The sequence below is a fragment of the Methylibium sp. genome (assembly GCF_965279545.1).
Taxonomy (GTDB): domain Bacteria; phylum Pseudomonadota; class Gammaproteobacteria; order Burkholderiales; family Burkholderiaceae_C; genus Methylibium.
Genome location: NZ_OZ257250.1, coordinates 2,292,649 through 2,311,869, shown reverse-complemented (window position 1 = coordinate 2,311,869; position 19,221 = coordinate 2,292,649). Strand labels below are relative to the sequence as shown.

Annotated in this window: 19 protein-coding genes and 1 tRNA gene; 9 read left to right on the top strand and 11 right to left on the bottom strand. The window is 69.8% G+C overall.

The genetic code is table 11. From position 1 onward, the window contains the following. Positions 1–18: 18 nt before the first annotated feature. Both ACQY9S_RS10745 and ACQY9S_RS10740 read right to left on the bottom strand, forming a co-directional pair. On the bottom strand, positions 19–2,121 hold the full coding sequence (locus ACQY9S_RS10745) for a PAS domain S-box protein (RefSeq protein WP_428419699.1): 2,103 nt from the start codon (positions 2,119–2,121) through the stop codon (positions 19–21). Positions 2,122–2,218: 97 nt separating this feature from the next. Continuing rightward, entirely contained in the window at positions 2,219–2,959 is a 741-nt protein-coding gene (locus ACQY9S_RS10740) for a winged helix-turn-helix domain-containing protein (RefSeq protein WP_428419698.1), read from the bottom strand. A gap of 270 nt (positions 2,960–3,229) precedes the next feature. Here ACQY9S_RS10740 and ACQY9S_RS10735 point away from each other — a divergent pair, with 270 nt between their 5' ends. Beyond that, on the top strand, positions 3,230–3,451 hold the full coding sequence (locus tag ACQY9S_RS10735) for a hypothetical protein (protein WP_428419697.1): 222 nt from the start codon (positions 3,230–3,232) through the stop codon (positions 3,449–3,451). Between the two features lie 139 nt (positions 3,452–3,590). Here ACQY9S_RS10735 and ACQY9S_RS10730 read toward each other — a convergent pair. From ACQY9S_RS10730 to ACQY9S_RS10705, 6 genes are all read right to left on the bottom strand, one after another. After that, positions 3,591–3,666: transfer RNA gene (locus tag ACQY9S_RS10730), tRNA-Thr, on the bottom strand. A 71-nt stretch (positions 3,667–3,737) separates the two neighbouring features. Further along, a complete protein-coding gene (locus ACQY9S_RS10725; protein WP_428419696.1) occupies positions 3,738–4,997 on the bottom strand; it encodes a 6-phosphofructokinase in 1,260 nt (419 codons plus the stop codon). A gap of 61 nt (positions 4,998–5,058) precedes the next feature. Continuing rightward, positions 5,059–6,069 (bottom strand): class 1 fructose-bisphosphatase, encoded by a 1,011-nt coding sequence (locus tag ACQY9S_RS10720; RefSeq protein ID WP_428419695.1) that lies wholly within the window; start codon positions 6,067–6,069, stop codon positions 5,059–5,061. A 26-nt stretch (positions 6,070–6,095) separates the two neighbouring features. Next, positions 6,096–8,786 (bottom strand): aminopeptidase N, encoded by a 2,691-nt coding sequence (pepN, locus tag ACQY9S_RS10715; RefSeq protein WP_428419694.1) that lies wholly within the window; start codon positions 8,784–8,786, stop codon positions 6,096–6,098. Between the two features lie 49 nt (positions 8,787–8,835). Next, positions 8,836–9,940, bottom strand: a protein-coding gene (prfB, locus tag ACQY9S_RS10710) for a peptide chain release factor 2 (RefSeq protein ID WP_428419693.1) whose coding sequence is annotated in 2 segments (ribosomal slippage) — positions 8,836–9,858 and positions 9,860–9,940 — 1,104 coding nt in all. Because the reading frame shifts where the segments join, the coding sequence is not laid out codon by codon here. Between the two features lie 91 nt (positions 9,941–10,031). Continuing rightward, positions 10,032–10,958 (bottom strand): alpha/beta fold hydrolase, encoded by a 927-nt coding sequence (locus ACQY9S_RS10705; RefSeq protein ID WP_428419692.1) that lies wholly within the window; start codon positions 10,956–10,958, stop codon positions 10,032–10,034. Between the two features lie 57 nt (positions 10,959–11,015). Between ACQY9S_RS10705 and ACQY9S_RS10700 the strand changes: the two genes are divergently transcribed. Then, complete coding sequence (locus tag ACQY9S_RS10700) at positions 11,016–11,507, top strand: N-acetyltransferase family protein (protein WP_428419691.1); 492 nt, start codon at positions 11,016–11,018, stop codon at positions 11,505–11,507. Between the two features lie 13 nt (positions 11,508–11,520). Here ACQY9S_RS10700 and ACQY9S_RS10695 read toward each other — a convergent pair whose 3' ends face one another. Next, complete coding sequence (locus ACQY9S_RS10695; protein WP_428419690.1) at positions 11,521–12,282, bottom strand: 2OG-Fe dioxygenase family protein; 762 nt, start codon at positions 12,280–12,282, stop codon at positions 11,521–11,523. Positions 12,283–12,424: 142 nt separating this feature from the next. On the opposite strand from ACQY9S_RS10695, the gene ybaK reads away from it, so the two are divergent. The 3 genes from ybaK to ACQY9S_RS10680 are packed head-to-tail and all read left to right on the top strand — an operon-like array spanning position 12,425 to position 13,939. After that, positions 12,425–12,910, top strand: coding sequence for a Cys-tRNA(Pro) deacylase (ybaK, locus tag ACQY9S_RS10690; protein WP_428419689.1), 486 nt, complete (start codon positions 12,425–12,427; stop codon positions 12,908–12,910). Positions 12,911–12,950: 40 nt separating this feature from the next. Next, positions 12,951–13,583, top strand: coding sequence for a glycerol-3-phosphate 1-O-acyltransferase PlsY (plsY, locus tag ACQY9S_RS10685; protein WP_428419688.1), 633 nt, complete (start codon positions 12,951–12,953; stop codon positions 13,581–13,583). After that, on the top strand, positions 13,580–13,939 hold the full coding sequence (locus ACQY9S_RS10680; protein WP_428419687.1) for a RidA family protein: 360 nt from the start codon (positions 13,580–13,582) through the stop codon (positions 13,937–13,939). The genes plsY and ACQY9S_RS10680 overlap by 4 nt, the downstream gene beginning before the upstream one ends. A 50-nt stretch (positions 13,940–13,989) precedes the next feature. Here ACQY9S_RS10680 and ACQY9S_RS10675 read toward each other — a convergent pair whose 3' ends face one another. Together ACQY9S_RS10675 and ACQY9S_RS10670 are read right to left on the bottom strand one after the other, a co-directional pair. Continuing rightward, complete coding sequence (locus tag ACQY9S_RS10675) at positions 13,990–14,619, bottom strand: L-threonylcarbamoyladenylate synthase (RefSeq protein ID WP_428419686.1); 630 nt, start codon at positions 14,617–14,619, stop codon at positions 13,990–13,992. 35 nt (positions 14,620–14,654) lie between these two features. After that, entirely contained in the window at positions 14,655–15,515 is an 861-nt protein-coding gene (locus tag ACQY9S_RS10670; protein ID WP_428419685.1) for a 3',5'-nucleoside bisphosphate phosphatase, read from the bottom strand. 81 nt (positions 15,516–15,596) lie between these two features. Here ACQY9S_RS10670 and ACQY9S_RS10665 point away from each other — a divergent pair, with 81 nt between their 5' ends. The 4 genes from ACQY9S_RS10665 to ACQY9S_RS10650 are packed head-to-tail and all read left to right on the top strand — an operon-like array spanning position 15,597 to position 19,220. Further along, positions 15,597–16,247, top strand: coding sequence for a thermostable hemolysin (locus tag ACQY9S_RS10665; RefSeq protein WP_428419684.1), 651 nt, complete (start codon positions 15,597–15,599; stop codon positions 16,245–16,247). Continuing rightward, positions 16,244–17,737 (top strand): AMP-binding protein, encoded by a 1,494-nt coding sequence (locus tag ACQY9S_RS10660; protein WP_428419683.1) that lies wholly within the window; start codon positions 16,244–16,246, stop codon positions 17,735–17,737. Before ACQY9S_RS10665 ends, ACQY9S_RS10660 begins: the two co-directional genes overlap by 4 nt. Next, a complete protein-coding gene (locus ACQY9S_RS10655) occupies positions 17,734–18,423 on the top strand; it encodes a TenA family transcriptional regulator (RefSeq protein ID WP_428419682.1) in 690 nt (229 codons plus the stop codon). The genes ACQY9S_RS10660 and ACQY9S_RS10655 overlap by 4 nt, the downstream gene beginning before the upstream one ends. Then, positions 18,420–19,220, top strand: a complete 801-nt coding sequence (locus ACQY9S_RS10650) for an SDR family oxidoreductase (RefSeq protein ID WP_428419681.1) — start codon at positions 18,420–18,422, stop codon at positions 19,218–19,220. Before ACQY9S_RS10655 ends, ACQY9S_RS10650 begins: the two co-directional genes overlap by 4 nt. Position 19,221: the final 1 nt, after the last annotated feature.

Genomic DNA, 19,221 nt, shown 5'->3' with positions numbered 1-19,221 from the left:
CGCCGACGTAGCGGTGCGCTACGCGGCGCCGGTACCGTGACCCGCGGCCAGTCTGGTGATCGCCCGGGCCAGCTCCGGGCGGCCAAAAGGCTTGCGCAGCAGCTCCCAGGTGGGCGGTGCGTCGCGGTCGGCGTCCAGCAGTTCGACCGAGAAACCCGACATCAGCAGGATCGCCAGCCCCGGATGGCGCCGCTGGGCTTCGGCCGCAAGCTGCGTGCCGCGCATCCCGGGGCCCAGTGCAATGTCGGTGAGCAGCAGATCGAAATGCGCATCCGGCCCCAGCGCCAGCAGCGCTTGCTCGCCGCTGACGGCGCTGCTGACTTCGCAACCCAGCGTGACGAGGAAGGTGTGCACGACGCTGCGCACCTCGGCGTCATCTTCCACCAGCAGCACCCGCAGGTCCGCGGGAACGGCCTCGCCGGTGGCGGCCGGGTCCTCGGCCGGCGCATCGGCATGCCAGGGGCGCGGGAGGTACAGCGTGACCGTGGTGCCTTCGCCGGGCGCGCTGTCGATCGCGATGGCCCCCCGGGTCTGCTTGACGAAGCCGTACACCGTGCTCAAGCCCAGGCCGGTGCCGCGGCCCGCTTCCTTCGTCGTGAAGAAGGGTTCGAAGGCGCGCTCCCTGACCTCGTCGGGCATGCCGGTGCCGGTGTCGGAGATCGCGATCGCGACGAAGCGATCGACAGCGGCGCTCGGATCGTCCAGCTCGCGGCGCACCTCGGCCGGCAGGCTGCTGCAGGCTGCGGCGCGAAAACCCAGGGAGCCGCCTTCGCGCATCGCGTCACGGGCGTTGATGGCGATGTTGAGCAAGGCCGATTCGAGCTGGCCCGGGTCGGCGAGCACCAGCAGGCACGCGGCAGGTGCGCTGACCTCGATGCGGATACGCTGGTCCAGTGTTCGGCGCAGCATGTCGGACAGCGAATGCAGCATCGCACCGACGTCCAGCGGGCTGGGCTGCAGCACCTGCCGGCGCGCGAAGGCGAGCAGCTTGCCGGTGAGCTCGGCGCCGCGCCGCGTGGCCCGCGCCGCGGCGCCGACCAGCTGCTGACCGTAAGCCTCGCCCGCCAGCACCGGCAGTTCCTCCAGCACCTGCAGATTGCCCTGGATGACGGTGAGCAGGTTGTTGAAGTCGTGGGCGATGCCGCCGGTCAGCTGGCCCACGCTCTCCAGGCGCTGTGCATGATTGAGCGCCTCTTCGCTCTGGGCGCGCTGCAGGCTGGTGGCCAGCAGGCTGGCGAGCGCTTCGAGGAAGCGCGCCTCGTCGTCGCCGAAGCGCTGGGCGCTGGACGAGCGCACGGTGAGCGCACCGATCGCACGGCCGCGGTCGGACAGCGGTACCGCCAGCGCGCTCGTGAGACCGGCATCGAGGTAGGCCGGCGGCACGACGAAGCGCTGCTCGCTGCGGTAGTCCGCGACAACGACCGGCCGGCCTTCCAGGAGCACGAAGCCGGGCGAGGTGTCGGGCCGGTTGGGCACCAGCTCACCGACGGCTTCACCCGGCACCGTGCCCGCGGCGCCGGCGATGCGGAAATGCAGGCGGTCGCTTTCGAGCAGGAACACCATCGCCACCTCGACATGCAGGGCCTCGGCAGCGATCGCCGGCACGTGCTCCAGCAGCACCTGCGGGTCGCGCGTGTCGACCGCCAGGCGACCCAGCTGCGCGAGATGCTCGCTGTAGCGCGCGCGCTGCAGCGCCTGTTTCACGCGGGGGTAGGCGCCGATGTCGCGGATGGCCGCCACGACGAAGGGCAGGCCGTGCTCCTGCAGCGGGCTGAGTGCGATCTCGACCATCACCTCGCTGCCGTCCTTGCGCTTGGCCACCAGCTCCATCTGGGTGCCCATGGGTCGGGAGCGCGGCGCATGGGCATAGGCGGCGCGGTAGGAGGCGTGGCGCGGCCGGATGCTGTCGGGCACCAGCGCGTCGACGTTCATCCCCGTGAGTTCGTCCAGGGTGTAGCCCAGCAGCTCGGCCGCTATCGGGTTCGCGAGCACGATGGCGCCGCTCTGATCGACCAGCAGCAGCGAATCGGGGTAGGCGACGAACAGCGAACGAAACACGCTGCGCTCGTCGATGCCCGCGGGAAGCACGGCGGGAAGTCGCAGCAACGGCGCCGGGGTCATGCGGCCGCCTCGTTCTCGGTCGACCGCGGCCGTCGCGGCATCGGTGCCGCAATCCGCGTCGGGCCTGCGATCGCGCTGGACACCGGCACGCCCATGCTCAGCCGGCCGTGACCGGCGCCACCAGGATGTAGCCGGCCCCGCGCACCGACTTGATGATCTGCGGGTCCTCGGCATCGGCCTCCAGCTTCTTGCGCAGGCGCCCGACCTGCACGTCGATCGTGCGGTCAAAAGGGCCGGCTTCGCGGCCGCGCGTGTGCTCGAGCAGGAAATCGCGTGACAGCACACGGCCCGCGTGCTGGGCGAAGGTGCACAAGAGGTCGAACTCGCCGGCGGTCAGTGCCACGTCCTGCCCCTGGGGGCTGGTGAGGCGACGCGCGGCGGTGTCCAGCACCCAGTCCGCGAACCGAAGCCTGCCCGGCGGCGCGGGGCCGGCGGGCGCTTCGCCAGGCACCAGACGCCGCAGCACGGCCTTGATGCGCGCCAGCAGCTCACGCAGGTCGAAGGGCTTGGTCACGTAGTCGTCGGCACCGATCTCCAGACCCACCACCTTGTCCACCGCATCGCCGCGGCCCGTCACGATGACCAGGCCGCAGTGCCAGTGTTCGCGCAGCTGCCGCGCGATCGAGAAGCCGTCTTCTCCGGGCAAGCCCAGATCCAGCAGCACGAGCGCCGGCGCGTCGCTGGACATCAGCGCCATCAACGCACTGCCGCTGTGCACCTGGGTGATCCGAAAGCCGTGACCGTGCAGGTAGCCGGCCAGCAGCTGCGTGATGTCGACTTCGTCGTCGAGGATGGCGAGGTGCGGCGCGGAATTCACACGAGGCGGGAGGCTGGACACGGTGCGAGCATCTTGAATTCGGGCTGCTCAAGCGTAGCAGTTTTGCGTGCACCGCCTGCGCATGCGGGTGAGCCCCGGGGCGCGGACGCCACCCCGCCGCGCGCCGCCGGGTGCTTGCGGCTCGATACAGGTGGACATCGGGCGTTCACGCACTGTTGCACGGCGTTTCCCGTCGTTGGCGCGGCGTTTGATCGGCTCGCCTACCTTGTCTTCAGGGCGATGCGTTTCGCCGCCTGATCGAGTTGACCACCCCCTGCGACGGAGTTCACCATGTGCGCTTACCCACTGCCTCTCACGGCACTCAACGGCTTCGAGTTGCGCTTTCGCTCTCTCTTCGACGAGGGGCGTGGATTCAGCTTCCCATGCGACGCGTCCGGCCGGGTGAACATGGACGCCCTCAGTGACCGTGCGCGCAGCAGCTACCTTTACGCGCGAGCGCTGATCGGACGCGAACTGTCGACGCCGGTGGTGCAATGTTGCGACATGCACTGAGTTCCGGGCCAGGTTTCGCTGCGCGACTTGGCCAGGCCCTCCCATCCGGCCTCGCGACATTGGTGGGCCGGTTGCAAGCGAAAGGGGTCAGCGCTCGCGCACATGACCCCTTGTGGCGCGGCATCGAACGCCGCAGATCTGGTGCCGGTGAGAAGAGTCGAACTCCCGACCTTCGCATTACGAATGCGCTGCTCTACCAACTGAGCTACACCGGCGTGGTCTTTTCAGACCGTCGAAGTGGGCTCGCCACTCCGACAAAACGGAAATTCTATCCGATGGCGGCAGCCTACTTGAGCTCGAAGGCCGGCAGCTTCTTCGCCACCGCCAGGTTCTTCAGCGTCACGTACAGCGGCAGTCCATTCTTGTATTTCGGGTGGTCCTCGCCCCGGATCAGCGGCGCGAGGTAGCGCCGGCATTTCTCGGTGATGCCGAAGCCGTCCTTCGTGATGAAGTCGCGCGGCATGAACTTCTCCACGTTGGCGACCTGGGCCAGCGGTGCCATGCCGATCCGGTACTTGTATGGCGCGTCGGCGAGGCGCTCGATCGTCGGCATCACCGCGTTGTGGCCCTTCAGCGCGAACTCGACCGCCTTGCACCCCAGCTCGTAAGCCTGCTTCACGTCGGCGGCCGAGGCGATGTGGCGCGCCGAGCGCTGCAGGTAGTCGGCCACCGCCCAATGGAACTTGTGGCCCAGCGCCTGCTTGACCAGGTTCGCAACGACCGGTGCCGCGCCGCCGAGTTGCGCATGCCCGAACGCGTCGCGCGCGCCCTGCTCGGCGAGGAAGCTGCCGTCCGCGTGGTGGCAACCCTCGGACACGACCACGGTGCAGTAGCCGTGCTCCTTGACCAGCCGGTCGACGCGCGCGAGAAACTTCTTCTCGTCGAACACGATCTCGGGGAACAGGATCACCACCGGGATGCCCTGGTCCTCGACCAGGCCACCGGCCGCGGCGATCCAGCCGGCATGGCGGCCCATGACCTCGACGACGAACACCTTGGTCGAGGTCTTGGCCATCGAGCGCACGTCGAACGAGGCTTCGAGCGTCGACACCGCCACGTACTTGGCCACCGAGCCGAAGCCGGGGCAGCAGTCGGTGGCTGCCAGGTCGTTGTCGATCGTTTTGGGCACATGGATCGCCTGCAGCGGGTAGCCCATCGCCTCCGACAGCTGGCTGACCTTGAAGCAGGTGTCGGCCGAATCGCCGCCGCCGTTGTAGAAGAAGTAGCCGATGCCGTGGGCCTTGAAGACCTCGATCAGGCGCTCGTACTCGCGCCGGTTCGCCTCGAGCGACTTGAGCTTGTAGCGGCAGGAGCCGAACGCGCCCGACGGCGTCGAGCGCAGCGCCGCGATCGCCGTGGCCGACTCCTTGCCGGTGTCGATCAGGTCTTCGGTCAGCGCGCCGATGATGCCGTCGCGGCCGGCATAGACCTTGCCGATGCGGTCCTTGTGGCGGCGCGCCGTTTCGATCACGCCGCACGCGGAGGCGTTGATGACGGCCGTCACGCCACCCGACTGGGCGTAGAACGCATTTGCCTTCGTGGCCATGGATGGATCCTCCGTGAGCTCGGGCGGCCGTTCGGACCGGACCGGCAGATTCGTCTCGCCGTCAGCCCGCTTCCAGATGGTAGGCGGTCGCGCGCTCGACCTCGTTCTTCGAGCCCAGGATCACGCTCGCGCGCTCGTGCAGCTGGCCGGGCTGCAGGTCGAGGATGCGCAGCTTGCCGTTGGTGGCCGCGCCGCCGGCCTGCTCGACGATGAAGCCCATCGGGTTGGCCTCGTACATCAGCCGCAGCTTACCGGGCTTGGACGGCTCGCGCTTGTCCCAGGGGTAGATGAAGACGCCGCCGCGGCACAGGATGCGGTGCACGTCGGCCACCATGCTGGCGACCCAGCGCATGTTGAAGTCCTTGCCGCGCGGGCCGTCCTTGCCCTGCAGGCACTCGTCGATGTAGCGCTGCATCGGTGGTGCCCAGTGGCGCTGGTTGCTCATGTTGACCGCGAACTCCCGCGTGTCCTCGGGGATGCGCACCTCGTCGGCGGTGAGCACCCACGAGCCCTGCTCGCGGTCGAGCGTGAACATCGCGACGCCGTCGCCGACGGTCAGCACCAGCGTGGTCTGCGGGCCGTAGACACAGTAGCCGGCGGCCACCTGGGCGCTGCCGGGCTGCAGGAAGTCCTGGGTGCTGACGCCGGGGGTGTCGCTCGCCTTCTTCAGCACCGAGAAGATGGTGCCGATGCTGACGTTGACGTCGATGTTGCTCGAGCCGTCGAGCGGGTCGAACAGCAGCAGGTACTCGCCCTGGGGGTAGCGGTTGGGCACGACGTAGATGCTGTCCATCTCCTCGCTGGCCATGGCCGCGAGCGCGCCGCCCCATTCGTTGGCCTCGATCAGCACCTCGTTGGCGATGATGTCGAGCTTCTTCTGCACCTCGCCCTGCACGTTCTCGCTGCCGGCGCTGCCGAGCACGCCGCCGAGGGCCCCTTTGTTCACGCTGATGGCGATGCCCTTGCAGGCGCGGGCCACCACTTCGATCAGCAGGCGCAACTGCGCCGGGATGCGGCCGCGTTCGCGCTGCTCCTCCACCAGGTATTGCGTGAGGCTGATGCGTCGGGTCATCGTGTCGTTCCTTTGTTCTGAAAGTGTCAATCCTGCAGTGCACGCGTGACGATCTCGCGCGTGTCTTCGGACAGTTCGGGTTTCGCGGCCACGCGGGCGATCGCCTCGCGGGCCGCGCCGCGGTAGGGTTCGGCGAGCGAGCGCCAGCGGTCGAGCGCGCGCGCCAGCCGCGAGGCGAGCTGCGGGTTGATCGCATCGACCTCGCACACGCGCTCGGCCCAGAACACGTAGCCGGCGGCGTCGCGGCGGTGGAAGGCGGCCGGGTTGTTGAGAAAGAGCGTCGCCAGCACGCTGCGCGCCCGGTTCGGGTTGCGCAAAGAGAAGTCGGCATGGTGCAGCAGCGCCTTGGCCCGCGCGAACACGCGGCCGGCGCGCTCGCCGACCGGCTCGCTTGCGCCGGCCTGCAGCGCGAACCACTTGTCGATCACCAGCGCCTCGCCCTTGAACAGCGCATGGAAGCGCTCGAGCGCCGGCGCCGCGAGTTCGGCCTGCGCGTTCACCAGGGCCGACAGCGCGCCAAAGCGGTCGGTCATGTTGCCGGCATCCTTGAAGCGCTGGTAGGCCCGGCCGGGCCAGACGGTGTCGCCGCTGGCGCTGGCGTCCAGCACGAGCATCGAGAGCGCGAGGTTGGCGAGTGCGCGCAGGCCGCTGCTGTGGGCGTCGGGCGAATAGCCGCCGGCGGGCTGGTGGGCATCGTAGGCCCAGACCCAGTCGTCGCGCAGCGCCTGCGCGAGCTGCAGGCGGGCGGCCTCGCGCACCGCATGCAGATGCTGCGGGTCGATGCCGTCGCGCAAGCGCTCGCCGATGTAGGTCTCGCTCGGCAGGGTGAGCGCGAGTTCCTTGAATGCGGCGTCGAGCGCCGGGTCGCGCAGCAGGCTGCGCATCGCGGCCAGCAGGCGATCGTCGAGCACCGGCGCATCGTCACGACCGTGGGCTGCGGCGAGCAGCCGCCGCAGCGTCAGCTGCTGCCCGGCCTCCCAGCGATTGAAGGCATCGCTGTCGTGTGCCAGCAGCGTCAGCAGCTGTTCGTCGGACAGGCCGGCATCCAGCACCACCGGGGCCGAGAAGCCGCGCAGCAGCGAGGGCACCGGCTCCACGTCGACGTCGACGAAGCTGTAGACGGCGCTGGCCTGGTCGAGCACCAGCACGCGCTCGAAGCCGGCAGCGGCCGGCTCGCCGGCAAGCCGCAGCGGCAGCGCGCGGCCGTCGGCGCCGACCAGCCCCATCGCGACCGGAATCACGCAAGGCAGCTTCTCGAGCTGACCCGGCGTCGGCAGCCCTTGCTGCATCAGCTCCAGCGTGTAGTGGCGGTTCGCGGCGTCGTAGCGGCCGCGGGCGCCGAGCTGCGGTGTGCCGGCCTGGGCGTACCAGCGCTTGAAGGTCTCGAGGCGGCCGGCCAGGGCACTGTCGGGGTTGGCGTCGGCGATTGCCTGCGCGAAATCGTCGCAGGTCACGGCCTGGCCGTCGTGGCGCTTGAAATAGAGCGTCATGCCGGCGGCGAAACCCTCGCGGCCGACCAGCGTGTGCATCATCCGCACCACCTCGGCGCCCTTCTCGTAGACGGTGGCGGTGTAGAAGTTGTCGATCGCCTGGTACTGGTCGGGCCGCACCGGGTGGGCCATCGGGCCGGCGTCCTCGGGGAACTGCACCTGGCGCAGCAGGCGCACGTCCTGGATGCGCTGCACGGCGCGGGCGCTGGCGACGCCTGCCATGTCCATGCTGAACTCCTGGTCGCGGAAGACCGTCAGACCCTCTTTCAACGACAGCTGGAACCAGTCGCGGCAGGTCACGCGGTTGCCGGTCCAGTTGTGGAAGTACTCGTGGCCGACCACGCTCTCCACGTGCGCGAAGTCGAAGTCGGTCGCGGTCGCGGCGCTGGCCAGCACGAACTTCGTGTTGAAGATGTTCAGGCCCTTGTTCTCCATCGCGCCCATGTTGAAGTCGCTGACGGCGACGATCATGAAGCGCTCCAGGTCGAGCGACAGGCCGAAGCGCGCCTCGTCCCAGGCCACCGAGGCGATCAGCGAGTTCATCGCGTGCTCGGTCTTGTCGAGGTCGCCGGCGCGCACGTAGACCTGCAGTAGGTGGTCCTTGCCCGAGCGGCTGCGGATCTTCTGCTCGCGCATCACCAGGTCGGCCGCGACCAGCGCGAACAGGTAGCTCGGCTTGCGGAAGGGGTCGTGCCATTTCGCGTAGTGCTTGCCGCCGTCGAGCGCACCCTGCTCGATCAGGTTGCCGTTGGACAGCAGCACCGGGTAGGCCTTCGCGTCGGCCTTCAGCGTGACGGTGTAGACCGCCATCACGTCCGGGCGATCGAGGAAGTAGGTGATGCGCCGGAAGCCCTGTGCCTCGCACTGCGTGAAGAAGCCGCCCCCCGAGGTGTACAGCCCCGACAACTGGGTGTTCTTGCCCGGCGCGCAGGTGTTGCGCAGCTCGAGCGTGAAGCGTCCCTCGGGCAAGGTGTCGAGCACCAGCTGCTGGCCTTCGACCCGGAACGACACGCTTTCGCCGTCGACCAGTACGCGCGTGAGGTTGATGTCCTCGCCGTCCAGCCGCAGCGCCTGCGCCGGCAGGTCGGGATTGCGCTCGATCGCCATCCGGTTGATGACCAGCGTCTTCAGCGGGTCCAGGTCGAACGTCAGGTCGACGCTGCGAATCCAGTAGGCCGGGGCGCTGTAGTCCTCGCGGCGGACGAGGTGGGCGGTGCCTTCGCGCATGTGCAGTGTCTCCAGTGGTCTTTGTCGTGGTGGCGCGGCGGTGCGGCGTTCAGACGCCTTGCTTCAGGCTGGCCTCGATGAAGGCGTCCAGGTCACCGTCCAGCACCTTCTGCGTGTTGGAGATCTCGACATTGGTGCGCAGGTCCTTGATGCGGCTGTTGTCCAGCACGTAGGAGCGGATCTGGTGCCCCCAGCCCACGTCGGTCTTGGTGTCCTCCAGCTTCTGCTGCGCTTCCATCTTCTTGCGCATCTCGAAGTCGTACAGGCGCGAGCGCAGCCGCTTCCAGGCCACGTCGCGGTTGCTGTGCTGGCTGCGGCCGTCCTGGCACTGCACGACGATGCCGGTCGGGATGTGCGTCAGCCGCACCGCGGAGTCGGTCTTGTTGATGTGCTGGCCACCGGCGCCCGAGGCACGGAAGGTGTCGGTGCGCACATCGGACGGGTTGATCTCGATCTCGATCGAGTCGTCGACTTCAGGGTAGACGAACAGCGACGCGAAGCTGGTGTGGCGCCCGCCCGAGGAGTCGAACGGGCTCTTGCGCACCAGGCGGTGCACGCCGGTCTCGGTGCGCAGGTGGCCGAAGGCGTAGTCGCCCTCGACCTTGATCGTCGCGCTCTTGATGCCGGCGGTGTCGCCCTCGGTTTCTTCCTCGATGGTGGTCTTGAAGCCTTTGCGCTCGCAGTACTTGAGGTACTGGCGCAGCAGCATGCTGGCCCAGTCGCAGGCCTCGGTGCCGCCGGCGCCGGCCTGGATGTCGATGAAGCAGTTGCTCGGATCGGCCGGGTTGTTGAACATGCGGCGGAACTCGAGCTGCTCCACCTGCGACGCCAGCCCCTGCGTCTCGGCCTCGATCGCGCGCAGGCCGTCCTCGTCGCCCTCTTCCTTGCTCATTTCGTAGAGCTCGGCGTTGTCGGCGAGGTTGCGCTCCAGCGAGGCGATGGTCTCCACCACCGTTTCGAGCGACTTCTTTTCGCGGCCCAGGGCCTGGGCGTTCTTCGGGTCGTTCCAGACCGTCGGGTCTTCGAGCGCGGCGTTGACCTCGCTCAGGCGGCGTGACTTTTCATCGAAGTCAAAGATACCTCCGGAGGTCGGCCGTGCGCTGGCTCAGGTCGGTGAGCTGCGCACCCAGGGCGTTGATGTGTTCGATGTCCATGAGGGGTCCTTCGTGTTCGGGGGCGGGCGCCAGGATGCGCCGGCCGAAGGACCGATTTTCTCACGCGGGGCCCCGGCCGCGCCCTGTGCGTTCAGCGGGCGTCCAGGAAGCGCTCGATGTGCTCCGCCAGCACCTGCGGTTGGTCATGGTGGAGCATGTGGCCGGCGTCCTCCAGCATCACCCGCTCGATCGCCACCGTCCGGGCCAGTGTCGCCATGCGCTCCTCGAAATCGCTGCGCGGGTAGCGGTCGCCCCACCACTTGGACACGTCGGTCTGCCGGCCCTCGACCCACAGCAGCGGTGCGGCGATGCGCGCCCAGCAGGCCAGGACCTCGTCGACGCGGTACAGCACCGGGTTCGTGCGCTTGTGCGCCGGGTCGCCCTGGATGTCCCAGCGACCCGAGGCTCCCTGTCGCGCCCAGTGCGGCGCGAGCCAGGCCGCGCGGTCCGCGGCGAGGCGGGGGTTGTTCCTGCGCAGGCGCTCCGCGACCTCGTCGAGACTGCCGTAGTCGCGCAGGCCCTGCGGCGCCTTCAACTCGTCGAGCCACGTCGCATAGCGGGTGGGAGCCTGCGCGGGCAGGCTGCGCGGCATGCCGAAGCCCTCCAGGTTGACGAGGCGGCGCACGCGCTCGGGCCGCACGCCCGCATAGATCATCGCGACGTTGCCGCCCATGCTGTGGCCGAGCAGGTCGACCGCCCGGCCGGGGGAGAAGTGATCGAGCAGCGCGTCGAGGTCGCCCAGGTAGTCGGCGAACCAGTAGCTGTCGGTGGCCGGCGCGATCTCGGTGCGGCCGAAGCCGCGCCAGTCGGGCGCGATCACGTGGCGGTTGTCGGCCATCGCGTCGACCACGAACTGGAACGACGCGCCCACGTCCATCCAGCCGTGCATCAGCAGCAGCGGCGGGCGGTCCGGCTCGGTCGGTGCGGCGCCCCACACGTGGGCGTGGTAGCGCAGACCGCGCACGGCGACGAACTCCGAGCGCGCCGTGCGGCGCGCGGTGTAGGCGGACAGGCTCATCCGGCCACTGTAGCGGGCCGTGCTTGCGGCTGCCGTCGCCGCGGAGACAATCGCGCGATGAGTCAGGACCCCGCCTTCACCCTGCGCGCCGCCGAGCCGCGCGACCTGCACGAACTCGTGCGCCTGATCGGCGCATTGGCCGACTACGAGCAGCTCACGCACCTGCTCGAGGTCACGCCCGAGAAGCTGCAGCCGCATCTGTTCGGCGAACGTCCGGTGGCCGAGGCGATGGTGGCGGAGGTCGACGGGGCGGGCGTGGTCGGCTTCGCGCTGTTCTTCACCAATTTCTCGACCTTCCTCTGCAGGCCGGGGCTCTACCTCGAAGACCTGTTCGTGCTGCCGGCGCACCGCGGCTGCGGCATCGGCAAGGCCTTGCTGCGCGCCCTGGGTGCCCTGGCGGTCCAGCGCGGCTGTGGCCGTTTCGAATGGAGCGTGCTCGACTGGAACGAGCCCGCGATCCGCTTCTACGAGGCGATGGGCGCGAGCGTGCTGCCCGACTGGCGCATCTGCCGCGTCAGCGGCGAGGTGCTGCAGGGTTTCGTGCGGTAGGGGCGACCCGGTATCAGTCAGGTGCCTGGAAGCCGCCGCTGCGGTAGGTCAGCACCAGCGTGTCCCGGTGACCCTTGACCTGGAGGTCCGCCGGGTTCTCGGGCAGCAGCGGTGTGCTCTCGTGCACCACCTGAACATCGTCGAGCAGCAGCGTGGTCCACGGCTGCTCCAGCGTGAAGCGCACGCCCAGCGGGCCCGCGGCGTCGAACACCCGCGTCTCGCCGCCGCGCACACCCTGGCGGCCGACGAACACCACCGCCACGAAGTCGACGCCGTCGCGGTGCGCGCCCTCGGGCGTCGGCCGGCCGACACCGCCTTCGGTATCGATGCGGAAGGGGTGGGCTTCGATGTACCAGCGGCCGCCTTTGGGCGCGCGCAGCTTGGCGAACAGCTCGCCGAGGGCGATGAGCAGTTCGCTCCATGCCGGCAAATGGATCAGCTCGGTCTGCAACGGCTCGAACCAGCGCTCCATGCCGCCGTGCAGGGCGTTGTAGGTGGTCGGCTGCCAGTGGGCGCGGTGCGGTACGGCCTCGATCTGCGCCGGCTGCAGCGTCTGGACGAAGCAGCCGTGGCGGCGGTAGCGGTAATGGCCACCATCCTTCAGGTGCAGGTCCGGCGGCAGGTCGTCCCAGAACGGCAGCATGGGATCGAAGGCGTCGAGCGGCAGGCCGGTCAGGGTTTCGAGGGCGGCAGGCGTCAACACGCAGAAACCTTGCGCGCGCAGGCGTTGCAGCGCCGTGGCGCGGCCGAGGGGCAGTTCGATGTCGACGTGCATGAGGGCGGGGTCGGGGCGGCGGTCGTGGAGGCAGGCGCAGAAATCTAGCATGCAGGCCGGGCACACCGTCTCCCCAGGTCCTGTGGCGCGGGCCGGGCGCGGTGGTCGTCCGGCGGCGGCGCAAGTCGTGCAGACTGTGAACATGAGCCGAAAAGACCACGCCAGCGAGACGCCGGCCACCGCCTGGCTGAAGCGCGAAAAGCTGAGCTACACCGAACACCTGTACGACTACGTCGAGCGCGGCGGCACCCGGGAGTCGGCGCGCCAGCTCGGGGTCGACGAGCACCACGTCGTCAAGACACTGGTGATGCAGGACGAGCACGCCAAGCCGCTGATCGTGCTGATGCACGGCGACCGTCAGGTCAGCCTGAAGGCGCTGGCGCGCGAGATCGGTTGCAAGAAGGTCGAAGCTTGCGTGCCCGAGGTGGCACAGCGCCACAGCGGCTACCTGGTCGGCGGCACCTCGCCGTTCGGCACGCGCAAGGCGATGCCGGTCTACGTCGAGGCCGGCGTGCTCGAGCTGCCGACCATCTACATCAACGGCGGGCGGCGTGGCTACCTGGTCGGGTTGGACCCGCGGCGCGCGGCCGAGTTGCTCGGCGCGAAACCGGTGCATTGCGGCAGCTGACGCCGGGCGTGCGGCCGGTGCGCGGCGGCAGAATAGGCGCATGCTGCCCTTCTATCCTGTGCTCGCCGCGATCGCGGCCTACCTGCTCGGCTCGTTGTCGTTCGCGGTGATCGTGAGCCGCAGCCTCGGCCTGGCCGACCCGCGCAGCTACGGCTCCGGCAACCCCGGCGCGACCAACGTGCTGCGCTCGGGAAACAAGGCCGCCGCCATCGCCACCCTGCTGCTCGACGCGATGAAGGGCGCCGTGCCGGTGCTGCTGGTCGAGCGCTTCGGTGCGCCCTACGGCCTGGAGGAAGGCACGCTGGCGCTGGTCGGACTGGCGGCCTTCGTCGGTCACCTGTGGCCGGTGTTCTTCGGCTTCAAGGGCGGCAAGGGCGTGGCCACCGCGGCCGGCGCGCTGTTCGCGCTGAACCCCTGGCTCGGGCTCGCGACCCTGCTGAGCTTCGTGATCATCGTGGCCTTCTTCCGCTATGTGTCGCTGGCGTCCATCGTCGCCGCGGCGTTCGCGCCGTTCTATCAGTTGCTGGTCTGGGGCGGTGGCCCGGTCGCGATCGCGATCACGGTGATGAGCCTGCTGCTGGTCTGGCGCCACGGCGCCAACATCAAGAAACTGATCGCCGGCACCGAGAGCCGGCTCGGACAAAAGACTTCACGACCCCAAGGACATTCATGAGCATTCAACGTTTCGATGTCGGTACCCGCCTGTCCGAGATGACGGTCCACCGTGTGGGCGACGGCGGCACCGTCTACCTCGCCGGGCAGGTCGCAGGCGATGCGAGCCAGGACATCCGTGGCCAGACCCGACAGGTGCTGGCGGCGATCGACTCGCTGCTGGCGCGCACCGGTTCCGACAAGAGCAAGCTGCTGCGGGTCGAGATCTTCATCGCCGATCTGGCGGACTTTCCGGCGATGAACGAGGTCTGGGAAGCCTGGCTGCCGGCCGGCGCGGCGCCACCGCGCGCCACGGTGCAGGCCGCGCTGGCGAAGCCGCAATGGAAGGTCGAACTGCTGGTCACCGCGGCGCTTTGATTCGCACCGGCGGGCCCGGCCCGGGGTGCAGGAAGCCGCGCTGACGGCGCTCAGTCGGTCAGCCCCAGCGCCGTCGGATCGCCGCGTCCGCGGCGCACCAGCACCGGCTCGTCGCCGCTCAGGTCGATCACGGTGGTCGGCTGCATCGGGCAGGCGCCGGCATCGACGATCGCCTGCAGCTGTTTTTCGAACTGCGCGCGGATCTCGTGCGGGTCGTTCAGGGGCAGGTTCGCCCCCGGCGGGATCAAGGTGGTGGCGAGCAGCGGCTGGCCGAGCAGCTCGAGCAGGGCCTGCGTGACCGCATGCGCCGGCACGCGCAGCCCGATCGTGCGGCGCGACGGGTGCGATACGCGACGCGGCACTTCCTTCGTTGCCTCGAGGATGAAGGTGTAGGGTCCCGGCGTGCCGAGCTTGAGCAGCCGGTACTGCTTGTTGTCGACGCGCGCGCAGTTCGCCAGCTCGCTGAGGTCGCGGCACAGCAGCGTCAGGTGGTGCTTGTCGTCGACGCCGCGGATGCGGCGCAGCGTCTCGGCCGCCGCCTTGTCGTCGAGGTGGCAGACCAGCGCGTAGCTGGAGTCGGTCGGGATCGCGGCGATGCCGCCGCCATGCAGGATCTGCACCGCCTGCTTCAGCAGGCGCGGCTGCGGATTGTCCGGGTGGACCTCGAAGTACTGCGACATCGCTCAGTCGCCGCATTCCGGCGTGCGGCCGTGCTTCACGGTTGCTGCACCCGCTCGGCAATCGCTTCCCAGACGGGGGTCAGCCGCCCCGGCAGCCACGGCAGCGCACCGAGGTCGGTGCGGCTTTCCTCCGGGGCGTGGAAATCGCTGCCGCGCGAGGCCAGCAGGCCGAACTCGACCGCCATGTCGGCGTACTTCTCGTATTCGGCGACGGTATGGCTGCCGGTCACGACCTCCACGCCGCGCCCGCCATGGGCGACGAATTCACTGAACAGCGCGTACTCCTCGGTCGGCGTGAACTTGTAGCGCCCCGGGTGCGCGATGACGGCGGTGCCGCCGGCCTGTGCGATCCAGTGCACCGCGTCGCCCAGGCCGGCCCAGCGGTGCGGCACATAGCCCGGCTTGCCTTCGGTGAGGTATTTGCGAAACACGCTGTTGGTGTCGGGGCACACGCCCGCTTCGACCAGGTAGCGGGCGAAGTGGGTGCGCGAAATCAGTTCGGGGTTGCCGACGTACTGCAGTGCGCCCTCGTAGGCGCCGGCAATGCCGACCCGTGCCAGCGCCGCCGCCATCTCGCGTGCGCGCTGCTCGCGTCCGCCGCGGGTCAGCGACAGCCCGGCAGCGAGCGGCGCGTCGTCGACATCGAAGCCGAGGCCGACGATGTGCACCGTGCTGCCGGCAAAACTGACCGAGATCTCGGTGCCCGTGAGGTAGGGCAGGCCCAGCGCGCGGGCAGCGTCGCGGGCGCGCTGCTGGCCGCCGAGCTCGTCGTGGTCGGTCAGGGCCCACAGTTCGACACCGTTCGCCTTGGCACGTGCCGCCAGCGCCGCCGGCTCGAGCGTGCCGTCGGACACGTTCGAATGACAGTGCAGATCGGCGTTGAGGATGGTGACCACGCCTTCGATTGTAAGGACCGGTAGCTCCTTAACCACCTCATAAGATGGTGTTGTCAGAATGGCGTTCTCAAGGGAGGTTCGATGCGCATTGCCAGTTTTGCCGCCGGCCCGGCCTGCAGGGATGCCGGCGTCTCGCTCCAGGCGCCGTGCTTCGCCTGGCACCCTGCCGGCGATCCCGGCCGGCCGCAGGTCGAGGCCTTCATCCGGCGCGTCTACGCCGAGCGCTACGGCGCGCAGGTCCGCCAGTTCGCGCCGGTGCTCGTGAGCCTGCGGGAAGGCGAGGGCAGCGCCGCCTCGGTCGTCGCTGCCGCCGGCTACCGGATCGCCACGCAGCCGCTGTTCCTCGAGCACTACCTCGACGAGCCGATCGAACGCGTGCTCGCTAGGCAGACGGAGCAGACGGAGCAGCCGGCGCGCGAGCGCATCGCCGAGGTCGGCCACCTGGCGGCCACCCGTGCCGGTGAAGGGCAGCGCCTGATCCTGCGGCTGGCCCAGCACCTCGCGGGTCTTCGGGTCGAATGGGTGGTCAGTACGCTGACCGAGGAACTGCGACACCTGTTCACGCGCATGGGGGTCGTGCCGACCGCGCTCGGCCCTGCCGATCCCGCCCGGCTGGGCGACGGTGCGCGCGACTGGGGGCGCTACTACGAGCACCACCCGGTGGTGCTCGCCGGCAGCCTGCCGCTGGCCATGCGCCGGCTGGCCGAACGGCTGCCGGCCGGCGAGCGATGAAGCTCATTGAAACCCTGGCGCCGACCGGCATCGACGCATGGTCCGCCGAGCGCTTCGAGGCCGCCGCGAGCTCGGCCGCGCAGGCCCTGCAGGATCGTGGCGTGCGCGTGCTGGCCACGCTGCTCGACAACGGCGCGCCCTGGTTGATCGCCGACGCGGCGGCGGCACGGGCGGGCGTCGTGCACGTGCCGTTGCCGGGCTTCTTCACCCCGCAGCAAGTGCAGCATGCACTCGGCGCGGCCGGGGTCGACACGCTGTGGACGGTACCGGCCGCTGCGGCCGGCTTCGCCGGCAGCCGGCCCGAAACGCTGCCACTGGGTGACACAGCCGAGGCGATAGCCTCGTTGCGGCTGCCGGCATTGCCGGTCCCGCTGCCGGCGGGCACCACGAAGATCACCTTCACCTCGGGCACCACCGGCACGCCCAAGGGCGTGTGCCTCGGCCAGGACGCGATGCAGCGCGTGGCCCGCGCCATCGGCGATGCCACGGCCGGCCTGCAGATCACCCGCCATCTCAGTGCGCTGCCGTTCGCCGTGCTGCTGGAGAACATCGCAGGCGTGCTGGCGCCGCGCCTGCGCGGTGCGACCTGCATCGCGCTGCCGCTCGCCGCGGTCGGATTGCAGGGTTCGTCGCGCTTCGATCCGGCGCTGCTGCAGGCGGCCGTCGAGGCGCACCAGCCGCACAGCCTGATCCTGCTGCCGCAGATGCTGCGCGCCTGGGCGATGTGGCTGCGTGCGGCCAACCGGCGCGCGCCCACCTCGCTGCGGCTGGTGGCCGTCGGCGGCGCCGCGGTGGGGGCCTCGCTGCTGCAGTCGGCGCGCGCGGTGGACATCCCGGCGTTCGAGGGCTACGGTCTTTCGGAGGGCGCTTCGGTGCAGACGCTGAACCTGCCGGGCGCCGACCGGCCCGGCAGCGCCGGCCGGCCGCTGCCGCATGCGCGGGTGCGCATTGCCGCCGACGGCGAGATCGAGGTCGCGGGTTCGCTGTTCCTCGGCTACCTCGGCAGCAGCACGCCGCCGCCGGCCTGGTGGCCGAGCGGTGACCTCGGCGAGATCGATGCCGACGGCTTCTTGCACGTGCGCGGCCGCAAGAAGCAGGTGCTGGTCACTGCCTACGGTCGCAATGTCTCGCCCGAGTGGGTCGAAACCGCACTCCAGGGCGCCGGCGTCGGCGGCCTGCCGCCGATCGGCCAGGCGGTCGTGTTCGGCGACGGCCAGCCCGCGCTGTCGGCCGTGCTCTGGCCGCTGCGCGCCGACCTGCCGGACACGGTGCTGCAAGCGGCCGTCGATGCGGCGAACGCGGCGCTGCCCGACTACGCACAGGTGCGCCGGTGGGTGCGCGCTCGCGCGGCCTTCGACGCGGGCACCGGCCTGGCCACCGCCAACGGCCGGCCGCAGCGTGCCGCGATCGAGCAGATGCACCGCGACGCGTTGCTGGCGGACTGCTCGTCGGCTTCCCTGCCTTCCTTGCGAGAACCCTCCATCCCATGAGCTTTCACGCCCGACTCCTGAGCGACACCGCCGCCGATCGCGCGGCGCTGGTGGACATTCCCATCATCCAGGGCTGCCTGCGCGGTGACGTCGCGCTCGACAGCTACGTCGCCTTCCTGACACAGGCCTACCACCACGTGCGCCACACGGTGCCGCTGCTGCAGGCCTGCCGCGACAGGGTGCACGCGCTGCCGCGGCAGGCCTGGCTGATCGAAGCGCTGGACGAGTACATCGAGGAAGAACAGGGCCACGACGAGTGGATCCTCGACGACATCGCGGCCTGCGGCGGCGACAAGGAAGCGGTGCGCCGCGGCGCATCAGGCCATGCCGCCGAGGTGATGGTGGCGTACGCCTATGACACCATCGCGCGCGGCAACCCGCTGGGCTTCTTCGGCATGGTGCATGTGCTCGAGGGCACCAGCGTGTCGCTGGCCTTGCTGGCGGCTGATCGCATCCAGGCGAACCTGCAGCTGCCCGACGCCGCCTTCAGCTACCTGCGCTCCCACGGCACGCTGGACCAGCGGCACACCGCGCACTTCGAGTTGCTGATGGACCGGCTGGAAGACCGCGCCGATCAGGACGCCATCGTGCATGCGGCGCGTGCCTTCTACCGGCTGTATGGTGACGTGTTCCGCAGCCTGCCGCTGCCGCGTGCCGCGCAGGCCGCCGCCTCGCGGGCCGCATGATGGGCATGAAACTGGAGCATGCCAGTGTCGTTCTCACCGGTGCCGCCGGCGGGATCGGGGCGCCCACCGCGCGAGCGCTGTTCGCCGCCGGCGCACGCCTGTTGCTCGTCGGCCGGCACGCCGGCCGGCTGGCAGCGCTGATGCGTTCGCTGGATCCGCAAGCCGGCGACCGTTCGCGGGTGGACGTGCTGGCGGTGGACATCGGCACGCCGGCGGGCATCGAGGCCGTGCGCAGCGTGGCGCTGGCGCGGCATGTCAATGTGCTGATCAACAACGCCGGGCTGGCGAGCTTCGGGCGCCTCGGCGCGCTCGACGAGGCGCACATCCTGCAGGCGGTGACGACCAACCTGGTGGCGCCGATGCTGCTGACGCGTGCATTGCTGCCGGGGCTGCAGGACCAGCCGGCAGCGGCCGTGCTCAATGTCGGCTCGGTGCTCGGGCGCCTGGCGCTGCCGGGCTTCTCGGTCTACAGCGCCACCAAGTTCGGTTTGCGCGGCTTCAGCGAAGCGCTGCGCCGCGAGCTGGCCGGGACCAAGGTGCGTGTCCAGTATTTCGGGCCGCGCGTCACGCAAACCGGGTTCAACTCGCCCGAGGTGGAGGCCTACAACCAGGAAACCGGGGCGGGCACCGACCCTCCGGAAGTGGTGGCAGCCGCGCTCCTGACGCTGCTGCGCAGCGGCGCGGCCGAGCGCTTCCTCGGCGTGCCGGAGAAGTACGCGGTGCGCGTCAACGGCCTCGCTCCCGCGGCGCTCGACGCCGCATTCAAGCGGCATCGCCTGGCGCTGCCGGACGCCTGAG